21 protein-coding genes are annotated in these 21,331 nt (G+C 66.8%); 11 read left to right on the top strand and 10 right to left on the bottom strand.

The window, feature by feature from the left end:
* Positions 1 to 51: 51 nt before the first annotated feature.
* Entirely contained in the window at positions 52 to 810 is a 759-nt protein-coding gene (locus ABZT49_RS00935) for an SDR family NAD(P)-dependent oxidoreductase (RefSeq protein WP_093566998.1), read from the bottom strand.
* A 135-nt stretch (positions 811 to 945) separates the two neighbouring features.
* Here ABZT49_RS00935 and ABZT49_RS00930 point away from each other — a divergent pair, with 135 nt between their 5' ends.
* Genes ABZT49_RS00930 through ABZT49_RS00920 form a run of 3 tightly spaced genes read left to right on the top strand, consistent with a single transcriptional unit; the run spans position 946 to position 3,601 of the window.
* A complete protein-coding gene (locus ABZT49_RS00930) occupies positions 946 to 1,728 on the top strand; it encodes a FadR/GntR family transcriptional regulator (protein ID WP_355281814.1) in 783 nt (260 codons plus the stop codon).
* The gene (locus tag ABZT49_RS00925) at positions 1,725 to 2,729 is read left to right on the top strand and encodes an aldose epimerase family protein (protein ID WP_355281812.1); all 1,005 of its coding nucleotides are present in this window, start codon (positions 1,725 to 1,727) and stop codon (positions 2,727 to 2,729) included. Before ABZT49_RS00930 ends, ABZT49_RS00925 begins: the two co-directional genes overlap by 4 nt.
* Complete coding sequence (locus tag ABZT49_RS00920; protein ID WP_355281810.1) at positions 2,726 to 3,601, top strand: SMP-30/gluconolactonase/LRE family protein; 876 nt, start codon at positions 2,726 to 2,728, stop codon at positions 3,599 to 3,601. The genes ABZT49_RS00925 and ABZT49_RS00920 overlap by 4 nt, the downstream gene beginning before the upstream one ends.
* A gap of 18 nt (positions 3,602 to 3,619) precedes the next feature.
* On the opposite strand, the gene ABZT49_RS00915 is transcribed toward ABZT49_RS00920, so the two are convergent.
* The 3 genes from ABZT49_RS00915 to ABZT49_RS00905 form a co-directional block, all read right to left on the bottom strand.
* Complete coding sequence (locus tag ABZT49_RS00915) at positions 3,620 to 4,501, bottom strand: DMT family transporter (RefSeq protein ID WP_355281807.1); 882 nt, start codon at positions 4,499 to 4,501, stop codon at positions 3,620 to 3,622.
* A 5-nt stretch (positions 4,502 to 4,506) separates the two neighbouring features.
* Positions 4,507 to 5,799, bottom strand: a complete 1,293-nt coding sequence (locus ABZT49_RS00910) for an MFS transporter (RefSeq protein ID WP_355281804.1) — start codon at positions 5,797 to 5,799, stop codon at positions 4,507 to 4,509.
* Positions 5,800 to 6,257: 458 nt separating this feature from the next.
* Complete coding sequence (locus tag ABZT49_RS00905) at positions 6,258 to 6,938, bottom strand: nitroreductase (protein WP_355281801.1); 681 nt, start codon at positions 6,936 to 6,938, stop codon at positions 6,258 to 6,260.
* A gap of 129 nt (positions 6,939 to 7,067) precedes the next feature.
* Here ABZT49_RS00905 and ABZT49_RS00900 point away from each other — a divergent pair, with 129 nt between their 5' ends.
* From ABZT49_RS00900 to ABZT49_RS00880, 5 genes are all read left to right on the top strand, one after another.
* Positions 7,068 to 7,919: a transporter substrate-binding domain-containing protein gene (locus tag ABZT49_RS00900; RefSeq protein ID WP_355281799.1), complete on the top strand. Its 852-nt coding sequence runs from the start codon at positions 7,068 to 7,070 to the stop codon at positions 7,917 to 7,919.
* A 97-nt stretch (positions 7,920 to 8,016) separates the two neighbouring features.
* A complete protein-coding gene (locus ABZT49_RS00895; protein WP_355281796.1) occupies positions 8,017 to 8,679 on the top strand; it encodes an amino acid ABC transporter permease in 663 nt (220 codons plus the stop codon).
* Between the two features lie 8 nt (positions 8,680 to 8,687).
* Positions 8,688 to 9,470: an amino acid ABC transporter ATP-binding protein gene (locus ABZT49_RS00890; protein ID WP_355281794.1), complete on the top strand. Its 783-nt coding sequence runs from the start codon at positions 8,688 to 8,690 to the stop codon at positions 9,468 to 9,470.
* The gene (locus ABZT49_RS00885; RefSeq protein ID WP_355281792.1) at positions 9,467 to 10,210 is read left to right on the top strand and encodes an SDR family oxidoreductase; all 744 of its coding nucleotides are present in this window, start codon (positions 9,467 to 9,469) and stop codon (positions 10,208 to 10,210) included. The genes ABZT49_RS00890 and ABZT49_RS00885 overlap by 4 nt, the downstream gene beginning before the upstream one ends.
* 5 nt (positions 10,211 to 10,215) lie before the next feature.
* The gene (locus ABZT49_RS00880) at positions 10,216 to 11,352 is read left to right on the top strand and encodes an enolase C-terminal domain-like protein (protein ID WP_355281842.1); all 1,137 of its coding nucleotides are present in this window, start codon (positions 10,216 to 10,218) and stop codon (positions 11,350 to 11,352) included.
* A gap of 110 nt (positions 11,353 to 11,462) precedes the next feature.
* Here ABZT49_RS00880 and ABZT49_RS00875 read toward each other — a convergent pair whose 3' ends face one another.
* The 3 genes from ABZT49_RS00875 to hmpA all read right to left on the bottom strand — a co-directional run bounded on the left by ABZT49_RS00875 (position 11,463) and on the right by hmpA (position 15,244).
* The gene (locus ABZT49_RS00875; protein WP_355281790.1) at positions 11,463 to 12,992 is read right to left on the bottom strand and encodes a hypothetical protein; all 1,530 of its coding nucleotides are present in this window, start codon (positions 12,990 to 12,992) and stop codon (positions 11,463 to 11,465) included.
* Positions 12,992 to 13,774, bottom strand: coding sequence for a hypothetical protein (locus tag ABZT49_RS00870; RefSeq protein WP_355281788.1), 783 nt, complete (start codon positions 13,772 to 13,774; stop codon positions 12,992 to 12,994). Before ABZT49_RS00870 ends, ABZT49_RS00875 begins: the two co-directional genes overlap by 1 nt.
* A 225-nt stretch (positions 13,775 to 13,999) precedes the next feature.
* Positions 14,000 to 15,244 (bottom strand): NO-inducible flavohemoprotein, encoded by a 1,245-nt coding sequence (gene hmpA, locus ABZT49_RS00865; RefSeq protein ID WP_355281786.1) that lies wholly within the window; start codon positions 15,242 to 15,244, stop codon positions 14,000 to 14,002.
* A 92-nt stretch (positions 15,245 to 15,336) separates the two neighbouring features.
* Between hmpA and ABZT49_RS00860 the strand changes: the two genes are divergently transcribed.
* A complete protein-coding gene (locus ABZT49_RS00860; RefSeq protein WP_355281783.1) occupies positions 15,337 to 15,798 on the top strand; it encodes an Rrf2 family transcriptional regulator in 462 nt (153 codons plus the stop codon).
* Positions 15,799 to 15,928: 130 nt separating this feature from the next.
* Here ABZT49_RS00860 and ABZT49_RS00855 read toward each other — a convergent pair whose 3' ends face one another.
* Positions 15,929 to 16,765: an NAD(P)-dependent oxidoreductase gene (locus tag ABZT49_RS00855; RefSeq protein WP_355281780.1), complete on the bottom strand. Its 837-nt coding sequence runs from the start codon at positions 16,763 to 16,765 to the stop codon at positions 15,929 to 15,931.
* Positions 16,766 to 17,739: 974 nt separating this feature from the next.
* Between ABZT49_RS00855 and ABZT49_RS00850 the strand changes: the two genes are divergently transcribed.
* Positions 17,740 to 18,537 (top strand): FkbM family methyltransferase, encoded by a 798-nt coding sequence (locus ABZT49_RS00850; protein WP_355281777.1) that lies wholly within the window; start codon positions 17,740 to 17,742, stop codon positions 18,535 to 18,537.
* A gap of 145 nt (positions 18,538 to 18,682) precedes the next feature.
* The gene (locus ABZT49_RS00845; RefSeq protein ID WP_355281774.1) at positions 18,683 to 19,621 is read left to right on the top strand and encodes an SMP-30/gluconolactonase/LRE family protein; all 939 of its coding nucleotides are present in this window, start codon (positions 18,683 to 18,685) and stop codon (positions 19,619 to 19,621) included.
* A gap of 19 nt (positions 19,622 to 19,640) precedes the next feature.
* Here ABZT49_RS00845 and speB read toward each other — a convergent pair whose 3' ends face one another.
* Together speB and ABZT49_RS00835 are read right to left on the bottom strand one after the other, a co-directional pair.
* The gene (speB, locus tag ABZT49_RS00840) at positions 19,641 to 20,681 is read right to left on the bottom strand and encodes an agmatinase (RefSeq protein WP_355281772.1); all 1,041 of its coding nucleotides are present in this window, start codon (positions 20,679 to 20,681) and stop codon (positions 19,641 to 19,643) included.
* 402 nt (positions 20,682 to 21,083) lie between these two features.
* Positions 21,084 to 21,331: MucR family transcriptional regulator (locus ABZT49_RS00835; protein ID WP_355281769.1), on the bottom strand; the 248-nt coding region annotated here is incomplete at its 5' end.

Genomic DNA, 21,331 nt, shown 5'->3' with positions numbered 1-21,331 from the left:
CGGGAACCGTGACCACGTGGAGCGGGCCGGCGCGCCCGCCGGCCGCGGAGGCTACACCCAGCCGCCATCGACGACGTAATGCTGGTTGGTGCAGGCGCCGGCCTCCTCCGAGGCGAGGAAGACCGCGAAGCGCGCGACGTCCGCCGGCACCAGCTTGCGCTTGAGGCACTGACGGGCATTGATCTCGGCCTCGGAGTCCGGCGTCACCCAGAGGGCGAGCTGGCGCTCGGTCATGATCCAGCCCGGCGCCAGCGCGTTGACGCGGATGCCGTACGGCCCGAAATCCCGGGCGAGCGAGCGGGTCAGCCCGATCACCCCCGACTTGCAGGCGGTGTAGGCGGCCATGCCGCCCTGGCCGATCATCCACGAGACCGAGCCGAAATTCACGATCGCGCCTGAGCCCTTCGCCTTCATGTCGGGCAGGACGGCCTGGGCGGCGAAGAACTGGTGCTTGAGGTTCACCGCGATGCGGCCGTCCCAGTAGGCCTCCGTCACCTCCTCGGTGGGGTGGCGTTCGTCATGGGCGGCGTTGTTCATCAGCACGTCGACCGGGCCGAAGCGCTCGCGCACCCGGCCGATCGCGGCTTTCAGGGCCGGAATGTCGGTGACGTCGGCGTGCTCGAAGGCGACCGCGAGGCCCTGCCCCTCGAGCTCGGAGGCGAGCGCCCGCGAGGGCTCGTCCGCGATGTCCAGGAAGCCGACCCGCGCCTGCTGCCGCGCGAAGTGCCGGACCAGCTCGGCCCCGATGCCGGAGCCGCCGCCCGTCACCACCACGACCTTGCCCGCAAGGTCCGGATAGATTGCCGCCAACGCTTCCTCCCTCGAAGCCCGTCGGAACGCTCGACGCACTGAAAATCATTTAATATGACTATTTCAGTGGCCCAGCCCTTATCGCGGAATCCTGCCGCGCGGGCAAGAGGCGAAAGTCCGCGGGAGGATGCAACCTTGGATGAAAGCGGCGCCGAAACCGTACCATGGCATGGCCCGGGCCACGCCCGGGTCGCGCGGGCGCTCGGCACCGGCATCGTTGCCGGACGTTACCCTGAGGGCGACGTGCTGCCGGGCGAGCCGGTCCTGCTCGCGCGCTTCGGGGTGTCGCGCACGGTCCTGCGCGAAGCGATCAAGACCCTGTCCGGCAAGGGCATGATCGAGACCCGCACCCGGGTCGGCACGCGGGTGCGCGAGCGGGCGGCCTGGAACCTGTTCGACCGCGACGTGCTCGCCTGGACCATCGAGGCCGGCATCGACGCGCGCTTCCTCAGCGACCTCGCGGAGATCCGCCTCGCCATCGAGCCGGCGGCGGCGGCGCTCGCCGCCGCGCGCCGGACCGCTTCCGATCTCGACACGCTGGATGCCTGCGTCGCGGCGATGCGCGCGGCGCCGGGCCTCGACCCGGCCTTCGCCCGGGCCGACGTCGCCTTCCACCTCGCGCTGGCCGAGGCCTCCGGCAACCTGTTCATGCACTCGGTCGGCGCGGTGACCGAGGCAGCGCTCGACGTGCTGTTCCACTTGAGCCGCCCGACCGACCCGCAGGCGCACGACGTCGCCTGGCGCACCCACGCGGCGATCGCGGCGGCGATCCGGGCCGGCGACGGCGCGGCCGCCGCGACGGCGACCGAGGCGGCGGTGCGCGACGGCCTGAAGAACAGCGCCGCGGCGGTGGAGAGAACTCCCCGAGCGCCCTATCCTGACGCGGGCCTGCCCTGCACCCGAAGGAACCCGTCATGAGCGATCCCGTCACCGTCGGCACGATGCCGGACGGCAGCCCGATCCTGGAGGTGCGCCTGGAGGGCGAGGGGCTCGCGGTCGCGATCCTGAGCCTCGGGGCAGCACTCCGCCGGCTCGATGTCGATGGCCGACCGATGGTGCTCGGGCGCGACGACGCCCACGACTACGTGGCGAAGACCCCGCATTTCGGCGCGATCGTCGGGCGCTTCGCCAACCGCATCGCCGAGGGGCGCTTCACCCTCGACGGCACGGCCTACGAGCTACCCCGCAACGAGGGGGGCCGCACCCACCTCCACGGCGGGACGCAGGGCTTCTCGCGCCACAACTGGACCTTCGCGGAAGTCGGCCCGCGCGCGGTGACGCTGACCTACCGGGCGGCCGACGGCGAGGAGGGCTATCCGGGGGCGCTCACCGCCACCTGCACCTACGCCATCACCGGCCCCGGCACCCTGCGCACCACGCTGACCGCGACGACGGACGCCGCCACCCTCGTCAACCTGACGAACCACAGCTACTTCAACCTGCTGCTGCCGCCCGAAGGTTTGCCGGCCCCGACGATCGACGACCACGTGATCGAGATCCCGGCGGACGCATACCTGCCGGTCGATGAGGCGCAGATCCCGACCGGCGCGGTGGCCCCGGTCGCCGGCACCCGCTTCGACCTGCGCGCGCCCACCCGCATCGGGAATCAAGCCTTCGACCACGCCTTCGTGCTCGGGCGCGACACCCTCTCCGAGCCCCGCCCCGTCGCGCGGGTCACTGCGGCGGGCAGCGACGTCACGCTGACCGTGCTGGCGACCGCCCCGGCCGTGCAGTTCTACGACGGCACGCAGCTCGCCAAGGCCGGCCTCGGCTACGCCCCCCGCACCGCTTTCTGCCTGGAGCCCGAGGCCTATCCCGACGCGCCGAACCACCCGGACTTCCCGAGCGCGGTGCTGCGCCCGGGCGAGACCTACCGCCAGATCATCGAGTACCACTTCACCCGGGAGACCGCCCGATGAGCGGCTGGGCCGGCCTCTTCTGCGACCGCGCCTGCATCCTCGGCGAGGGACCGGCGGCGCATCCAGGCCTCGGCCGGCTGTACTGGCTCGACATCCTCGGCCAGCATCTGTGCGAACGGCCGTTCTCGGGCGGCAGCACGGTTCTGCACGACCTGCCTGTGATGGCCTCGATGGTGGCGCGGGTCGACGACCACACCCAGCTGCTCGGCGCCGAGGACGGCCTCTACCTGCGCGACATCGCCACCGGCCGCTTGCGGCTGCTGACGCCGCTCGAGGCCGACCGGCCCGAGACCCGCTCCAACGACGGCCGGGTCCATCCGAGCGGGGCGCTCTGGCTCGGCACGATGGGCAAGCAAGCGGAGCCGGGGATCGGCGCGATCTACTGGTTCTTCCGCGGTGAGATCCGCACCCTGTTCACCGGCCTCACCATCCCGAACGCCATCGCGTTCGCGGGCGACGGCACCTCCGCGACCTTCGCCGATTCGGAGGCCGGCACGATCTGGCGCATTGCCACCGATCCGGCGACCGGCCTGCCGGTCGGCGAGCGCCGGGTCTTCGTCCAGGTCCCGGCCTCCGAGGGCGCGCCGGACGGCGCGGTGATCGACGCGGAGGGCCTGCTCTGGAACGCCCGCTGGGGCGGCGCCAGCCTCGATGCCTACGCCCCCGACGGCCGACGGGTGCGCAGCATCGCGATGCCGGCCCGCCAGGTGACCTGCCCGGCCTTCATCGGCGCGGATGCCGACACCCTCGTGGTCACCTCGGCGACGGAAGGGCTCGCCCCCGACCGGAGCGACGACCGCTTCGCCGGGCGGACGTTTTCCGTGCCGGTGAAGGTGAAGGGGCGGTTCGAGCCTCCCGTGCGGGTGGATTAGCGGCGGAGCGACCGGGTTTCACCGCGACGCCGCGACGGTGCTGGCGACGATGCCGCCCACGACCAGCACCGCCGCCACCGCGAGCGTCCCGTCGAGAGGCTCGCCAAGCACGGTCATCGCGATGGCGATCCCGACGATCGGGGTCGCGGTCACGCCCAAAGCCGTCGCGAGCGCCGGCAACGACCGCGTGACCATCGACATCGCCCAGTAGGCCAATCCGGTGCCGACGAGGCCGCTGAACGCCAGGAGACCGATCGTCCCGCCGTTCCAGTCGACGTGCGGCGGTCCCTCGCGCAGTAGCGCGGCGAGCGTCAGCACCGTGCCGGCGAGCGCGGTCTGCCAGGGCAGCAGCTGCAAGGGCGGCGCGATCCACCGATGCGCCCGCCCGACCAGGATGTTGGCAGCCCAGCACAGCGAGGCGGCCAGCACGAGGGCGCAGCCGATGAGCGTGTCCCGGGCGGTCCAGTCGAAGGCGAAGGGGTTCAGCAGGACCGCGAGACCCGCGAGCCCGGTCGCGACACCGATCGCGCTCCCGCGGGTCAACCTCTCTCCGAGGATGACGGGAGCGGCGAGCGCCACCCAGAGCGGCGTCGTGTAGCCGAGCACGATCGCCTTGCCCGCCGGGAGGTACGCCAGCCCCGCGGCGGTGAGCGTGGAGAAGGCCACCATGTGCAGCAGGGCCACGCCCAGGATCACCGGAGCGTCGCCCCGGGGCGGCAGGCTCAGCCGGCCGGTCGCCCCGAGGATCGCCACGAGGGCGGCGAAGGCGATCCAGCACCGCAGGGCGGTGATCCAGAGGGGAGGAACGGTAGCGACGAGAATCTTGGTCACGGGCCAGTTGCAGCCCCAGGCCAGGACCACGGTGCCGAAGAGGGCGAAGGCGGCGCGGCGCGTCAGCATCGGTCTCAGAGGCTCCGCATCGCGGAGGGCGGGGCTGCGGAAGGCCGCCCTGGCGTCCCGCCGCGTCGCGTATGGGCCCGGATCCCCGCCAGATACGCGCCGGCCGCGGCGACCTGGATGACGATCGCGACCACGAAGACCGCCCGGTCGGACCCCGCCTGGCGTAGCAGCCCGAACGCCGCCGGCGCGAAGGCGTAGGCGCCTTGCGAGATGGCCACGATGAGCGCGACGACCCGCGGCGCCTCGGCCGGGGCGAACTCGACCTGGGCGATGAGCGGCGGCAGCGACGTGGCGTTGCCGATGCCGAGGCCGACGAGGATCGCGCCCAGCAGCAGGACGGGCGCCGCCCCATCGGCCAGCATCAGGACCCCGCACCCTACGGCCTGGATCAGGAGGCTCAGCACGGCCACACGGCGGCGGTCCGTGCCGGCCGGCATCGCCCATCCGACCGCGAGGCGTCCGACGATCGCCGCCGCGGTCGCCAGCCCAGCGGCCAGTCCCGCTCCGTCCGGGCCGAGCGTGGGGGCGAGCAGGGAGATCAGCTGCGCGATAAGGCCGATCTGCGCGAACAGCGCCAGGGCCATGCCGGCACTCAGCGTCACGAAGGCCCGGTCGCGGGCGAGCGGCGCCGCGGGGAGCGCCGCGGCCGCCCTCGGCGCCCGGCCGGTCCCGCCGGAATCCTCTCCGTCCGGCACCTGCCCCGTGCTCGCCGGGGTCCGGGGCAGGACGAGCAGCGCCAGCGCGCCGAGCACCGCGATCATGCCGGCCCCGACCACGAGGGCGGCCATGGGGAAACCGATGCGGCCGATCAGGACCACCCAGAGCGGGGAGAAGACGACCCCGCCGATGCTCGCGCCGTTATAGGCCATGCTCAGCGCCGCCGGACGCTTCGCGACGAACCAGGGGGCGACGATCGCGTTGACGGCGGCCGCCCCCATCGTCGGCCAGGCGGCGCCGCTCAAAACGGCGGCGAGGTAGAGCTGCCACGGCGTCCTCGCGAGGGCCCAGCCGAGCACCCCAACCGCCAGCAGGACGGCGCCGGCGAACGTGACGGCGGGCAGGCCGAAGCGGCGGTGCAGGAGGGGCAGGCCGGCGATGATGCCGGTGCCCGCGAGGAAATGGACGGTCACGGCGCCGGACACGAGGGCGATCGGCCATCCCCGTTCCTGCCGGACCGCCTCGAGATAGACCGGCGGGCCGTAGAACCCGACGCCCCAGCCGAAGACGGCGACGACGAAGGCCGCCGCGACAATGTACCAGCCGTAGAAGCCCGGCCCGCGATGTGGGGAGTTCGGCACGATCGGCACATTCCCTAAAGTCGTCCTGACGTTGCCCTTGTGGCAGATCGCGTCGTCAGAAAGCTTCGGTCGCGGCCGAAGCGAGCGGTTGGCGTTTCGCCCCGTCCCTCTCCGGTTGCGGTTGCCGGGTACCGCTGCGCTGCCCCGGGATGGCGAGGAGAGCTTGGATGTGCTTGGCCGACGCAATTGGTCTCTCGGAGTTTGTTCGATTTGCAAAAATTGCACCGCGAGAACCTGAATTCCTCCCACCCGCAACCTCATCCTGAGGTGCGACCAACGGGAGCCTCGAAGGAGGCCTCCAGAAATCTCGGTGGGATCTGGAGGCCTCCTTCGAGGTCAGTCGATTTTCAATCGAATGACACCTCATGATGAGGTTGCGGGCGGGATAGATCCTGCCAGTCCGTCAAACAGGCTCTCATATATTTTCAAAAATCAGCGAGAATCTTTCACGACGAACCTCAATCGTCGTGGAACACCGTATAGCCCTCCACCGGCTCCCGCTCCGCCCGTAAGCCGTTCACCGGCTCCTCCGGGTCCGCGAAGCCGAGCGCCATCCCGCACACCACCATCTCGCCGTCGGGAATGCCAAGCTGATCCCGCACCACCGCCGGATAGCTCGCGATCGCCGCCTGTGGGCAGGTATCGAGGCCGCGGCCGCGCGCGGCGAGCATCAGGGTCTGGAGGAACATGCCGTAATCGAGCCAGCTGCCCTGCTCCATGTCGCGGTCGATGGTGAAGACGAGGCCGACGGGCGCGCCGAAGAACGTGAAGTTGCGGCCCATCTGGCGCTTGGCACCCGCCTTGTCGCCCTTGCCGATTCCGGCGAGCCCGTAGAGCTGCCAGCCGAGGGCCCGGCGCCGGCCGAGATAGGGCTCGCGCCAGGTCACCGGGTAATATTCGTACTCGCGCGCCTCCGGCGCGTCGCTCTCGTGCACCGCCGTGAGGGCGTCGGTGAGGCGTCGCAGGGCCGCGCCCGTCACCACGTGAACCTTCCAGGGCTGGATGTTGCTGCCGCTCGGCGCCCGGCCGGCGAGCGCGATCAGGTCGCGGATCGTCGCCTCCGGCACCGGATCGGGCCTGAAACCCCGGACACTGCGCCGGCTGACGATCGCCGCGTCGACGGCATTGCGCTCCGTCATGGTCGCCTCCCCTCGCGCGGCCTTGCGCGGCCGCTCCCATGGATTAACTCACACGACCCGCTGGCCTCTGGCCCGCCACGTGCTAAGCGCGACTGTAAGGACCACGCGTCGAGAGAAGGAAGTGTCGTGATGCTGTCACGCAGATCGCTGGCAGGCCTGGTGGGGGCCGGCTCCGTGGCCGCGGGGGCGGTCGCCTCCGCCCTCGTCACCCCGGCCCAGGCGCAGGACGCCACCGAGAGCGCCTTCGACCGGATCCGCCGGACGAAGAAGCTGCGCACCGCGGCGGTGGCCGGCGGGGCGCCGTACTACCAGAAGGACATTGCGACGGGTCTGTGGCGCGGCTTCTACGTCGACATGGCGAAGGCGCTCGCCACGGAGCTCGAGGCGGAGCTGGAACTTTCCGAGACCACCTGGGGCAACGCGGTGCTCGACCTCCAGGCCAACAAGATCGACCTGTTCTTCGGCCTCAACCCGACCCCGAAGCGGGCGCTGGTGGTCGACTTCTCCGTGCCGGTGTTCAGCAACGCCTTCACGGTGATCGCCAAGAAGGGCTTTGCTCCGAAGACCTGGGCCGAGCTGAACAGCCCGGACATCAAGCTCGCGGTCGATGTCGGCTCCTCGCACGACGCCGTCGTGACCCGGCTCTGCCCGAAGGCGCAGGTGGTGCGCTTCAAGTCCGCCGACGAGGCGACGCTGGCGCTCTCGACCGGCCGGGTCGACGCGCAATGCCTGATCCTGATGCTGGCGATGACCGTGCTGAAGAAGAACCCAGGCCTCGGGCAGCTGGTGGTGCCGAACCCGGTCTTCGCCACCACCTCGAATGCCGGCTTCCGGCGCGAGCGCGACAAGACCCTGCGCGATTTCGTCAACACCTGGATCGACTACAACAAGGGTCTCGGCTTCATCCGCCAGACCATCGTGTCGAACATGGAGCTGGTGGGCGTGACCGAGGCCGACATGCCGGCCGGCGTCTCGCTGTGAGCCGCCAGGGGCGCGGAGCGACCAGAAGTCGTGAGCGGCGCGGGGCGGCGGTAAGCCCGAAGCGGCGCGAAGCGGCCGGACAGGGTTGAAGTCTGACATGTACACTTGGGATTTCGGCTCGCTCTGGACCTATCGCTGGCTGTTCGTCCAGGGGCTCGGCGTCACGGCGGCCTTCACGGTCGCGATCGTGGTGATCGGCCTCCTGGTCGGCCTGGGCGCCGGTCTCGCCAAGCTCTCGCCCATCGCGCCCCTGCGCTGGCTCAGCAACGCCTACATCGAGGTCTTTCGCTGCACCCCGCTCCTGGTGCAGCTGGTGTGGTTCTACTACGCCCTTCCGATCCTCTCAGGCATCGAGATCTCGGCGATCGGCGCCTCGGTGCTGGCTTTGTCGCTCTATGGCGGCTCGTTCTACGCCGAGATCATCCGCGGCGGCATCGTGTCGATCGACCGCGGCCAGGGCGAGGCGGCGGCGGCCCTCGGCATGACCCCGGCGCAGAGCCTGCGCCGGATCGTCCTGCCCCAGGCGCTCAAGCGCATGGTACCGCCGCTGATGAATCAGTCGATCATCCAGTTCAAGAACACCTCGCTCGTCTCGGTGCTGGCGGTGCCGGACCTGCTCTACCAGGGCCAGGTCGCGGCCCATGACAGCTACCGGCCACTGGAGATCTACACCCTCGTGGCGGTCCTGTACTTCGCGGCGCTGTATCCCCTCACCTGGATCGTGCGCCGGGGCGAGCGGCGCCTCGCCACCAGCGATTGAGGGCCGACATGGCAGAGACTCCCAAGATCGCGATCACGCATCTCGCCAAGAGCTTCGGCGCCAACAACGTGCTGAAGGACGTGTCGCTCGCCGTGCCGGCGGGCGGGGTGGTGGCGCTGATCGGGCCGTCGGGCTCCGGCAAGTCCACCCTGCTCCGCTGCATCAACCTCCTGGTGGTGCCGGATGCGGGCGAGGTCCGGGTCGGGGCCGACGCGTTCCGGTTCGGTCCCGGCACGACGCTGCCGGGGACGAAGGCGCTGGCGCGGTTCCGCGCCGGGACCGGCATGGTGTTCCAGCACTTCAACCTGTTCCCGCACCTCACGGCGCTGCAAAACGTCATGGAGGGGCCGCGCACCGTGCAGCGCCTGCCCAAGGCGCAGGCCGAGGCGCGGGCGCGCGCGCTGCTCGCCAAGGTCGGCCTCGCCGACAAGGCCGAGCAGTATCCGAGCCGCCTGTCGGGCGGGCAGAAGCAGCGCGTCGCCATCGCGCGGGCGCTGGCCATGGAGCCCGAGGTGATGCTGTTCGACGAGGCGACCTCGGCCCTCGATCCGGAGCTCGTCGGCGAGGTGCTCGGCGTGATGCGGGCGCTCGCCGCCGACGGCATGACCATGGTGATCGTCACCCACGAGATCGCCTTCGCCCGCGAGGTCGCCGACCGGGTGGTCTTCCTGCGCGACGGCGTCGTGGTCGAGGAGGGCCCGGCCCGGACCCTGATCGACGCGCCGCAGCACCCCGACACCCGGGCCTTCCTCGCCCATTTCCACCGCCGCGGGGAGGCGGTGCCCTCGTGAGGGTCACCCTGGTCACGGGCGCCGGCAGCGGCATCGGCCGCGCCGCGGCCCTGGCGCTGGCCGCCCCTGGCGACGGCCTGGTGCTGCATAGCGGCCGCAACGCGGCGGGCCTCGGCGCGGTGGCCGAGGCCGTTCGAGCCCGGGGCGCCGCGGCCGCGACCTGGCTCGGCGACCTCGCCGACCCGGAGACCGGGCCGCGCGGCGTGGCGCTCGCGGCCGAGGCCTTCGGGCGCCTCGACGCCGTGGTGGCCGCCGCCGGCAAGGCGCAGCGCGGCGGCGCGCTCGCCCTCGATCCCGGCAGCCTCGCAAGCGCGCTCGCCCTCTCGGCCGAGTCGTTCCTGCGCCTCGCGCAGGCCGCCGCGCCGCTGCTGCGGGGTGCCCAAGCCCCGCGGATCGTCGCGGTGTCGTCCTACGTCGCCCATCTCTACCGGACCGATCTCGGCCTGTTCGCCGCCTCCTCCGCCGGCCGCGCCGCCCTGGAGGCGCTCGTGCGGAGCCTCGCCCGCGAGCTGGCGCCCGACGGCATCACCGTCAACGCCGTGGCGCCGGGCCTGACCCGCAAGGATCCGGGGCGCGCCGGGGCCTTGTCGGCGGAGGCGATCGCGACCCTCGAATCGGCCATCCCCTTGAGGCGGCGGGCCGATCCGGCGGAGATCGCGGCATTCATCGCGTTTCTCGCCTCCCCGGCCGCGTCCTACGTCACCGGCCAGGTCATCCACGTCGACGGAGGGCTCACGTGAGCCGCATGCCCCTCACCGATCCGCTCGTCATCGAGCACCTGCGCGTCGTCCTGATCGAGAGCCCGATCAAGATGGCCCGCCGCCAGGGCGTCGGCGACGTCAAGGGCACGGTCAAGCGGGTGCTCCTGCGGCTCACCACGCGCGAGGGGATCGTCGGCTGGGGCGAGGCCGCGCCCTGGGAGGTGTTCACCGGCACCGCCGAGGGCGCCTTCTCGGCCCTCGACACCTACCTGCGCCCGCTGATCCTCGGCCGCTCGGCGCGTCACGTCCGGGCGCTGTCCGCCGACCTCGACCGGGCGCTCACCGGCCATACCGACGCCAAGGCGGCGGTGGAGATGGCTCTGTTCGACATCCTCGGCCACGCCGCCGGGCTCTCTGTCGCCGAATTGCTGGGCGGCCGGGTGCGGGACCGGATCCCGCTGTCGTTCTCGATTGCCGATCCCGACTTCGACGCCGACCTCGCCCGCATGCACGCCATGACGGCGGAGGGCCACCGCCTGTTCAAGGTGAAGACCGGGGTGAAGTCCCACGCCGAGGACTTGGCCCATCTCGAAGCGATGCGGGCGGCCTTCGGCGAGGGGATCGATCTGCGCGTCGATTACAACCAGGCGCTGGCGCCGTTCGGGGCCCTGCGCACCTTGCGCGACATCGAGGCCTTCCGGCCGACCTTCATCGAGCAGCCGGTGGCGCGCCGCCACCTCGACGCGATGGCGGAGCTGACGGCCGCCCTCGACACCCCGATCCTCGCCGACGAGAGCTGCTTCGACGCGGCCGATGCGCTCGAGGTCGTGCGGCGCCGGGCCGCCGACGCGGTGTCGGTGAAGCTGATGAAGTGCGGCGGCATGCTGAAGGCGCAAGCGCTGATGGCGATCGCCGAGACCGCCGGCCTGCCGGGCTATGGCGGCACCCTGTGGGAGGGCGGCATCGCGCTCGCCGCCGGCACCCAGCTCATCGCGGCCACCCCCGGCATCTCGCTCGGCTGCGAGTTCTACATGCCCCATCACGTCCTGACCGAGGACGTGCTGGAGGCGCGGGTGCCGGTCGAGGCCGGCGAGGTGGTGGTGCCGCAGGGCCCGGGCCTCGGCATCGCGGTGAGCGAGGCGGCGATCCGGGAGAATGCCAGGGTGCTGGCGGAGGCGTGAGACTTCTAAAAAGCGAGTATTTATGCCACCGTTCGAAAGGAGAGGTTTTTCTTCTCGCACACTACTATTGATAATGCGCATTAATAATTTTCTTATATTGATATGACACATTACTTATCGCTGCGCAAGGTACTAGTTTCGTTTAGCAACCCTGCTATAGGAAGCGCCAATCTGTGAGATTGATTTTTATCCAGCCAAGCTTGCAGCAAGTCCGCCACATATATATCGCGAGGTGACTCCATTAGATAATTCAAGGCGAAATTAGGCCAAGATGGTAAACTGCTATTTGCATTAAGGATCCATTTTTTCGCAATGTCGCCCATATTTATCCGTTTATTTTCTATTTTCTCGAATAAGCTGCCATTTGCAAGTTTGTATATATTTGTCCAATTGTTGTAATTAGTTTTACCGCTTTCAAGCCAATGTACTACAAGATTGTATAGTTTAAATAAGTCAGACTCAAGGATTTGCATATTTTTAGAGCTTCTCAGGGTTGTTAGCACGTCTTCAATAGCGTTGATCCAAATTATAGATCTATCTTTCGTCGACAATGTCCAATCCAATACAATTTTGATGCATTCTACGTTTCGCGTTTTTCTTAGATCTAAAATGAATGATCCTAAAAATGAAGATTTGTGCCCTGAACCGCTCAGAGACTCGCGCGCGATTTTTATAAGATTAGCTCTATAGAACCTGCCGTCCCATATTGTTTTCCAAATAGTAGCTCTTTTCTGAGTGTATAAATTTTTTTGATGCAACGTAATACTTAAATAATCAATCCCTATCTGCAATAAATCTTCGTCCGACTCATCATAAAAGGAAGCATGCTGAAGCCAAAGGCGCTCCCAGTTTGCTGAGGATTTAAGATTAGTAAGCTCGGACTTTAGCCAAATAAGGGCGCACTGATTTACTTCGGCATATATAAAAAATGAGTCACCCTCTATTTTTTCTGGATTATTCAGAAGTTCGTCCATAATTTTCGATACAATATTTCGAAAGGTCGAAGAATTTATTTCATTATTCTTAATATAATCAAGCGTGAGTCGCAAAAAATTTGTCCTATCAGAAGCAAATTCGTAATACTTCAGCCATGTATAGTACCATTTATTTTCGCCTACATCTTGTAACTCCTTGATAAACTCATCGAAAGAAATGATTCCAGAATTATTATACTGTTTTAATTTATGCGCTGATGCATTTTCAATACCGCTCCATGAGTCTGAATGCATTGGACTTGTAAAAAATCGCGACGATTTTTCAATCGCGCATTCAATTACGCCGGTGTTTCTTAATAGATAGCCCCTATCAAGATCAAAAAATGGCTCGCTTTCGTACTCCAGCTCATTATGTGATAATTTATGCTTTATTACATTTGCATCATCAATTATAACACCCTTTCTCGGAGTGAAGTAAGTCATAATTCCAATATCACCTTTATTTTTATATATATGTGCAAAATCAAAATGTATAATTTGATATTTATATGGCTCAAAATAACAAAACCGGGTGATGATATGATCCCGATCTAGATCTTGGACAAATAAATTATTTGAACTCATAGATCTAAAATATGGAATTAGAAATGTTGGGCGACTCTTGTAGTCCTCGGTCAGTGAAAATGCGCCCGCCAAGATATACATTAAAGAACTCCGATCTTTTGATAGAAGGTCATCATTCGATCGTATATGAGGGCTTGGTATTCGCAGGAATTAAGAGAGGATATTGGATAAGATATTGGCGTAGCTTTCCAAACATTCTCTACATGATCTCTGAATTTTGCATCGGCATAATAAGGTAGCGGCATTATCACCGCCAATGGATTTTCGACTTTTAAATCTACCAAAGTGTCAAATTGCATTTCAACACTTAGTCGCCTGTCATCTAGGGTTGACAGACTTTTTTCTGATGCCAATCGATGCACAGCCTTTGCTTCTTGATCGAAAACTCCAAGAGAAAATTCATTTGCAAATTGACCAGCGTCCTTGGGCTTACCTTCGAAATATTTACTTAAACTACCAAAAAATGCTCCAATGACTCTTTGAGGCGCGTCTTCAATATTTGCAACGTCGAAACTGTCGCGATCCATCATACCTACGTAATTTGGCATCCTCCCAGTAGAAAACGCGCCACTATCAAAGGGAAATACTCTCTTTGGATTAACCATAGCTTCATACCTGAAGATAAAACAACTTGGTAATTCCCAGTCTTCTGCCTGACCTTCTGCGTGTTTTACTCTGTACGCCGGGCGGCCAACAAAAAAATATGTCAATGGTGTGCCAAAAACGTCGCAAATCTGCGGAATTAATGCATCGCTTTCCCTTATAGATTTGACAAAATATGATGCCGTAGTATGCACTAAAGGCATAGATGAAGATGAGGCGACGGAATTTCTCGAAATAAATTCCCTAAATCCATCAGACATCGAAGTCTCCCGGTTTTAAATCGAAATTTACCTCATAATTCAATTCTACGCAATAATATAATTTAAGGACGCGCGTAAAACGAAGAGGGCACATGCTCTGCATTCGATTTATACAAATGGCTATAAATACTATTATAATATTCAAAATAGGCAAATTGCAGCGCAATTTATTGTGCTTATTTTCCTCGACCCATGATTGTGAGGGATATATGCGTCTTTTGAACCTCACGCAGACCGACGGCGCGCCTCCTCCACCAGCTCGTCCGCCGGCCCGAAGAACTCGTAGCGGATGCGCGCCGCCGGCACGCCCAGGCGCGCGAGGCCGTGGACGAGGCTCGCGAGGAACGGCTTGGGGCCGCACAGGTAGTAGGTCGCCTCCGCCGCCGGGGTGTGGGCGGCCAGCCATTCCGGCGTGATGCGGCCGACGGCGTCGTGATCGACGCCGAGCCGATCGGCGGCCTCCGGCGCCTCGTAGATCGTGTGCAGGCGGATCGCCGGGCACTCGGCGGCCAGCCGCCGGGCGTGCGCGGCCATGGCGTGGACCCGGCCGTTCAACGCACCGTGGACGTACCAGGTCGGCCGCTCGGGCATCTCGGCATCGATCGTCTCCAGCATGCTCATCATCGGGGTAAGGCCGACGCCGCCGCTCACCAGCACCACCGGCGCAGAGGATTCGCGATCGAGCACGAAGTCGCCGGCGGGGGCGGCGGCCCTCATCACCGTGCCGGGCTGGGCCGTCTCGTGCAGCCAGGACGAGACCAGGCCGGCAGGACGGCCGGGCGCCGCTTCGCGCTTGACGGTGATGCGGTAGGCCCGGTCGTTCGGCGCGCAGGAGATCGAGTAGTTGCGCGTGAGCACACCCTCTCCCGGCAGGTCGAGGCGGAGGCCCAGATATTGGCCGGGCTCGTGGCGCAGCACCGCTCCCCCATCCACCGGCACCAGCACGAAGGAGCGGATCGTCTCGCTCTCGGCGGTGACGCTCTCGATGCGGAACTCGCGCCAGCCGGTCCAGCCGCCGGGCCGTGCGGCGTGATCGTGGTAGATCGCCGCTTCGCGATCGATCAGGAGGCCGGCCAGGAACCAGTAGGCCTCGCCCCAGGCGGCGCAGATCTCGGGGGTCGCGGCGTCGCCGAGCACGTCCCGGATCGCCCCGAGCAGCGCCTCGGCGACGGACGTGTAGTGGGCCGGCAGGATCGCCAGGGTGACGTGCTTCTGGGCGATGCGCTCGACCGCGCCGGCGAGCGCGCCGAGATCGTCGATGTGGCGCGCATAGGCCAGCACGGCATTCGCCAGGGCCTTCGGCTGCGAGCCGGTCTCGCCGTGATGCGACTGGTTGAACAGATCGCGCATCGCCGGATCCTGGAACAGGCGCTCGTACATCCGGCGGGTGATGGCGAGGCCGTGCACCTCCAGGGCGGGCACGGTGGCCTTGACGAGGGCGATGGTGGCGGGGCGCAGCGGGGACGGCATGGCGTGCTCAAAGGTGCATTCGATATGCATCTTATATGGCGCGCCCTATAAGGTGTATAGGAATTACATGTTATGAGACGGGCGAGGCTCCCATGCGCCTGACGCGCTACACCGACTACGCCCTGCGCACGCTGCTCTATCTCGGGGCGAACGAGCCGCGGCAGAGCTCGATCGCCGAGATCGCCCGGGCCTACGGCATCTCCGAGAATCACCTGACCAAGGTGGTGCACCAGCTCGGCCGGCTTGGCCTGGTGCGCACCATCCGCGGCCGCGGCGGTGGCCTGCGCCTGGCGCTGAGCCCCGGCGAGATCGTGGTCGGCGCGGTGGTGCGGCAGACCGAGGAGGACCTGGTCCTGGTCGAGTGCTTCGGCGAGGGGGCCTGCGCCATCACCCCGGCCTGCCGCCTGCGCCGCGCCCTGGGCGAGGCGCTCGCCGCCTTCCTGGCGGTGCTCGACGGCTATACCCTGGCGGACCTGCTGGCGGGAGGCGCGGCACCGGACCTGGCGCGGCTGCTGGGCCTGCCGGAGCCGGGGGGCGAGCGGGTGGGGGTGTAAATATTCGGGGCGCACACCGCGCCCGAACCCTCCCCCCGACGTAACTCGGGCTTGCCCGAGTTACGCATCCACGAGCCCAAGTCGGACATGCCCGACTTGGGAGGGGGGAGGGTTCGCCCTGCGGCTAACTTCAGCCCTTTGCCCGCCCCGGCCGCTCGGCCAGCGGCGTGTAGTCGATCGTCGTGAAGCTGCCGCCCTGGAGGGTGCGGGCGACCGGGTCGAGGGGGTTTTCCTGAGCGAGGATCTCCTCGGCCCAATCTTCCGCCGACTGGGTCGGCCGGTAGCCGATCACCGCGGCGGCCGCGCTGTTGTCCCAGTAGCTGCGCGGATTGTTCGAGGCACCCCAGACCGCGACGTAGCCCGGGACCGGCGCCGCGATGCTGCGCAGCACGAGCTGGGCGAGGTCGTCGTGGCCGAGCCAGGTCGAGAGATGGCGGAACTCCGTCGGCCGCGGCAGGGCGCTGCCGATGCGCAACGCCACCCCCTCGATGCCGTGCCGGTCCCAGTACATCTGCCCCATCAGCTCGCCCCAGGCCTTGCTCAGGCCGTAGGCGCCGTCGGGCCGGAACGGCGCGTCGATGGCGAGCCGGTCGTTCACCGAGTGCATGCCGAAGGCGTGGTTGGAGCTGGCGAAGATCACCCGCCGCAGGGAATGGCGGCGGGCGCCCTCGTAGACCGCCTGCAGGGCGACGAGGTTGTTCTCGATCACCTCCGGCAGCGGCTTCTCGACGCTGGTGCCGGCCATGTGCACCAGGACCTCCGTGCCCTCGAGCAGCCGGTCGACCGCCGCGGGGTCGCGCAGGTCGCCCGTCGTCACCGTCTCGGATTCCGAGAGCGGCGTCAGCGGCGCAGGGCCGCCGCCGGAGCGCAGGACGATCCCGGCGGCGAGGAGCCGCGGCCGCAGCACCGCCCCAATTTGGCCCCCCGCCCCCGACAGTGCGACCCGGATTCCCGCTGCCTCGCTCATGCATCCTCCCGTGTCGTCGTTGGTGCGCGCCCGGACGGCGCGAGGTCACGTCCCATCATCGGGGGGCGGCGAAGCGCCGTCGAGGATGGTGGCGGCCTGCGAGCCGGGCTCGACCGCCCACGCGTCCGCGCCGGGCGCGATGTCGGCGGATGCCGGGCTGCCGCGACCGGATGGGCGACGCCGTCCTTCACCGTTCGGATGCCGATGGCAACCCTTTTCGATGCGTGCGCGACCCTCGCACGCCCCATCGTGCACACGTGTCCTCCGATATCCTCACAGCACGGGACCAATCGAGGATCGCTCAAGCGCATGCATCATCAGATCGAGCCTCGGCTTCAGCAGATCGGCGCCCCCCGTTCCCGGACCCGGCTGCGGATCATGTCGGCGCCCGGTTCACCTGCACACGGCGACACATCGAGTAAAGGCAACAACACCGACCGATATCGTCGCTCGACTTTCAACGAAACTTAGTAAACGTTCCAGCGACGCTCCCACCAATCTGGGGACTGCGCCCGGTGCGGCTGGTTCGTCGATAAAGGATAGGGAACCGCCATGGCTCCGGTCACGGTGAAAGGCGACGTGCTAGACGCAACGACGATCGCATGACGCAAGCGACGAGGCGGTGTGCCTGTCTCGGCATCTCTCCGGCCGGGCACGCGGCGCGGATGTCGCCGCGCCGCGGCGCGTGGATAACCCAAAGATCACAGAAGGAAAGTCTTCTTATCGTGCGGGATCGACACCTCGTCCCCGCCGTGAATTTCCCTATGTTGCAAACACAACACAATCGTGACACGAGCTACGTGAGAATCTACAATCCCTAGACCGCGCGTCAAAGCCATCTGCACATCGATTTGCAAGATTGAATGCCTTAAACTATATAATGTACTTAATAATGTCGGCGCATGCGCTGTGCACATAAAAACAAATTGCAGATGGGATGCAGATCTTTACTGCATATAGGCGAGGAGAATGCCGTGGCCATCATCAAGATAGAATTTGCTGGAAAACATTTCTTCCTCAATTCCGTCGACGGCACCGATCTCGTCGCCCGCCAGATTCAGACGGGTCAGTACGAAGCGCCGCTCCCGTTCGTGATGATGGCGACGTATCTCCGCTGCGAGGGTCTGTTCGTCGATATCGGGGCGAATTCCGGCATCTACACGGTCATGGCCGGCGCGCTGAACCACGACCGTCGGATCGTGGCGTTCGAGCCGCTGCCGGACCTGGTCGCCGTCTTCAAGCACAACGTCGCCATCAACGCGCTGTCGGAGCGCGTGACGCTGCACGAGAGCGCGCTCAGCGACACGATCGGGACGGCGACGCTCTACCTGCCGGATCCGAGCCACGGATTGCTGGAGACGAGCGCGTCCCTCGAAGCCGGCTTCAAGGACGTTCATTCCCGCATCACCGTGCCGATCACGACCCTCGACGAGATGAAGATCGAGGACGAGATCTCCGTCATCAAGATCGACATTGAGGGGCACGAATACGCCTGCCTCCGCGGCGCCCGCGAGACGATCAGGAAGAGCCGCCCGTTCATCTTCGCCGAGGTGGTCGGGCCGGCCAAGCGCGGCTTCCTCAGCGCGTTCCTGGCCGAGATCGGGTACCTGGATTTCCGGCTGCGGCCGGACCTGGCGATCCATGACGGCGACGTCGTCTTCGACGATGCGGCCTGGAACCACGCCTTCGTGCCGGCCGAGCGCCTCGACAAGTTCAAGGAGGCCTGCGATTCCTGCAACCTCCTGATGCTGCGCCGCTTCAAGCTGTCGTGAGGGGCACGGCCGTCCGCGGCCGGGATGGGCGCGCGTGCGGGATCCGTGCCTGCAGGGTCCTCACTTGCCGAGTCCTCACTTGCATCGCGGCGCGCGTCCCTCGAAGGTCCGCCGCGCCAGGAAGCGCAGCAGGAGGACAGCCATCGTGTGGACGCCGACGACCCGGTATCCCGACCCCGCCATCGAGGTCATCGACCCCTCCTTCGCCCGCTACCGGGTGTTCAGCGCCGGGGTCGAGCGCCTCGCCACCGGCTGCCGCTGGAGTGAAGGGCCGGTCTGGTTCGGCGACGGGCGCTACCTCCTGTGGAGCGACATCCCGAACAACCGCATCCTGCGCTACGACGAGGAGAGCGGCGCGGTCTCGGTGTTCCGCAAACCGTCGAACTTCGCCAATGGCAACACCCGCGACCGCCAGGGCCGCCTCGTCACCTGCGAGCATGGCGGGCGCCGGGTGACCCGCACCGAGTATGACGGCGCCATCACGGTGCTGGCCGACGCTTACGAGGGCAAGCGCCTCAACTCCCCCAACGACGTAGTGGTGGCCTCCGACGGCGCGGTCTGGTTCACCGATCCGCCCTTCGGCATCCTCGGCAACTACGAGGGCGAGCGGGCCGAGCCGGAATCGCCCCAGAACGTCTACCGCCTCGACCCGGAAACCGGGGTGCTGGCGGCGGTCGCCACCGACCTCGCCGGGCCGAACGGCCTGTGCTTCTCCCCCGACGAATCGATCCTCTACCTCGTCGAGTCGCGGGCGCAGCCGAACCGCCGCATCCTCGCCTACGACGTCGGCCCGGGCGGGCGGCTGACCAACCGGCGCGTCCACATCGATGCCGGCCCCGGCACGCCGGACGGCTTCCGCTGCGACACCGACGGCAACCTGTGGTGCGGCTGGGGCATGGGCTCGGACGCCCTCGACGGGGTGATGGTGTACAACCCTGAAGGCACCCTGATCGGTCGCATCCGCCTGCCGGAGCGCTGCGCCAACCTCTGCTTCGGCGGCCGCCACCGCAACCGGCTGTTCATGGCGGCGAGCCAGTCGCTCTACGCGCTCTACGTCGATGCGCAGGGCGTGGCCGGGGGGTGAGCCCCGGCCCGCGTGGTGCTCAGGGACGACGCCCCGCCGCCACCAGGCACAGGAGCTCGAACAACACCTGCGCGGCGCATTGCGCCGTGTTGCTGGTGGGGTCGTATTGCGGCGCCACCTCGACCACGTCGCCGCCGACGATGTCGAGACCCGCGAGGCCCCGCAGCAGGTCCAGCACCTCGCGCGGCGTGAGCCCGCCCATCTCCGGCGTGCCGGTGCCCGGCGCGAAGCCCGGATCGAGGCTGTCGACGTCGAAGGAGACGTAGGTGGGACCGTCGCCCACCACCTCCCGGGCGCGGGCGATCAAAGCCGGCAACCCGAGCCGCGGCACCTCCTCGGCATGAATCACCGTCATGCCCGAGACGTAAGAGAATTCCCACAGGTACTCGGCGCCGCCCCGGATGCCGATCTGGATCGTGCGCTCCGGATCGAGCACGCCGTCGAGCACCGCCTGCCGGAACGGTCCGCCGTGGTGGAACTTCGAGCCCTCGTAGACGCCGCCGGTGTCGCAATGGGCGTCGATGTGGATCATGCCGACCGGGCGCGACGCGCCCACCGCCCTTAAGGTCGCGCGGCTGATCGAGTGGTCGCCCCCCACCGCGAGCGGCACCACGCCCGCCTTGACCACGGTGGCGAAGAACGCCTCGATGTCTTCGTGGCAGCTCTCGAGGGAGAACCGGCTGCGGAACGGCACGTCGCCGATATCGGCCGCCTTCAGCTCCGCCGCCGGGGTGATCCGCAGCACGTGCTCGTAGGGGCCGATGCGCTCGACCGCCCGCACCGCGCGGGGCCCGTGGCGGGCGCCGGCCCGGTTGGTGACGCCGAGATCCATCGGCACGCCGATCAGCGCCACGTCGAGGCCGCCGAAATCGGGGAGCGTCGCGGCCTCGGGGCGGAACGGCAGGTCGAGGAAGGTCGCCGGGTCGGCGAAGGGCCACTTGCGCCGGTCGCTCTCGCTGAATTGCTGTGCGGCGGCCTTGGCGAAATCCGGGTCGTCGATGTCGCCGCCGGTCGCGTCGAGGTAGCGGGCACGCAGGGCCGCGAGCTTGGCCTGATCCATGGGGGACTCCGGAGACGAGGGCCCGCAGGTCATCCTCCCGCGGGCGCGGCACTCGGGGGGTCGGCCGCGCAAGGGCCCCGGCGCGCCCGGCGTGCCCTCGGCCCGCGCCACCCGGCCGCGACACAAGCGCAGGCCGGCCAGGCTGGCAAGCCCGTCATCCCGGCAGGCCGTCCTCACCCCCGGGCAACCCTGACGCTCATCGCCGCGCGCCCAAGACCGTCGCCGGGCGCTCAAGACCGTCCCGATCGGGGCCCTGCATCGCGCGAACCCGCCGGTCGGCCGCGCGGCCTGGCGCGGCCAAGCTCCTGTGAGCGGCACGGCCGGCCCCCGCCGGTCGCGCCGCGTCGCCAGCCGGAGCGACCATGCGGGCAGGGATCGCCCGCGCGGCCGCTCCGAAGCGTCTCACGCGCTGCGCGCGCGCCCGCGCTTGGCCGTCTTGGCCCCGGCCGGCTTCGCCTCGGCGACCGGTGCCGTCACGACGGCGTCGGAAGCGGCCCGCTTGGCGGCCGCCGCGACGTTGCGGCCGCGGCCCAGCCCGATGCTCTTCGCCAGCTCGGAGCGCTGGGCGGCGTAGTTGGCCGCGACCATCGGGTAGTCGTGCGGCAGGCCCCACTTGCGGCGGTACTCCTCGGGGGTGAGCCCGCGGGTCG

It is taken from the genome of Methylobacterium sp. EM32, assembly GCF_040593685.1.
GTDB lineage: Bacteria > Pseudomonadota > Alphaproteobacteria > Rhizobiales > Beijerinckiaceae > Methylobacterium.
Note: the sequence above shows the minus strand (reverse complement) of the source record. Positions and strands in the feature narration are given on the sequence as shown.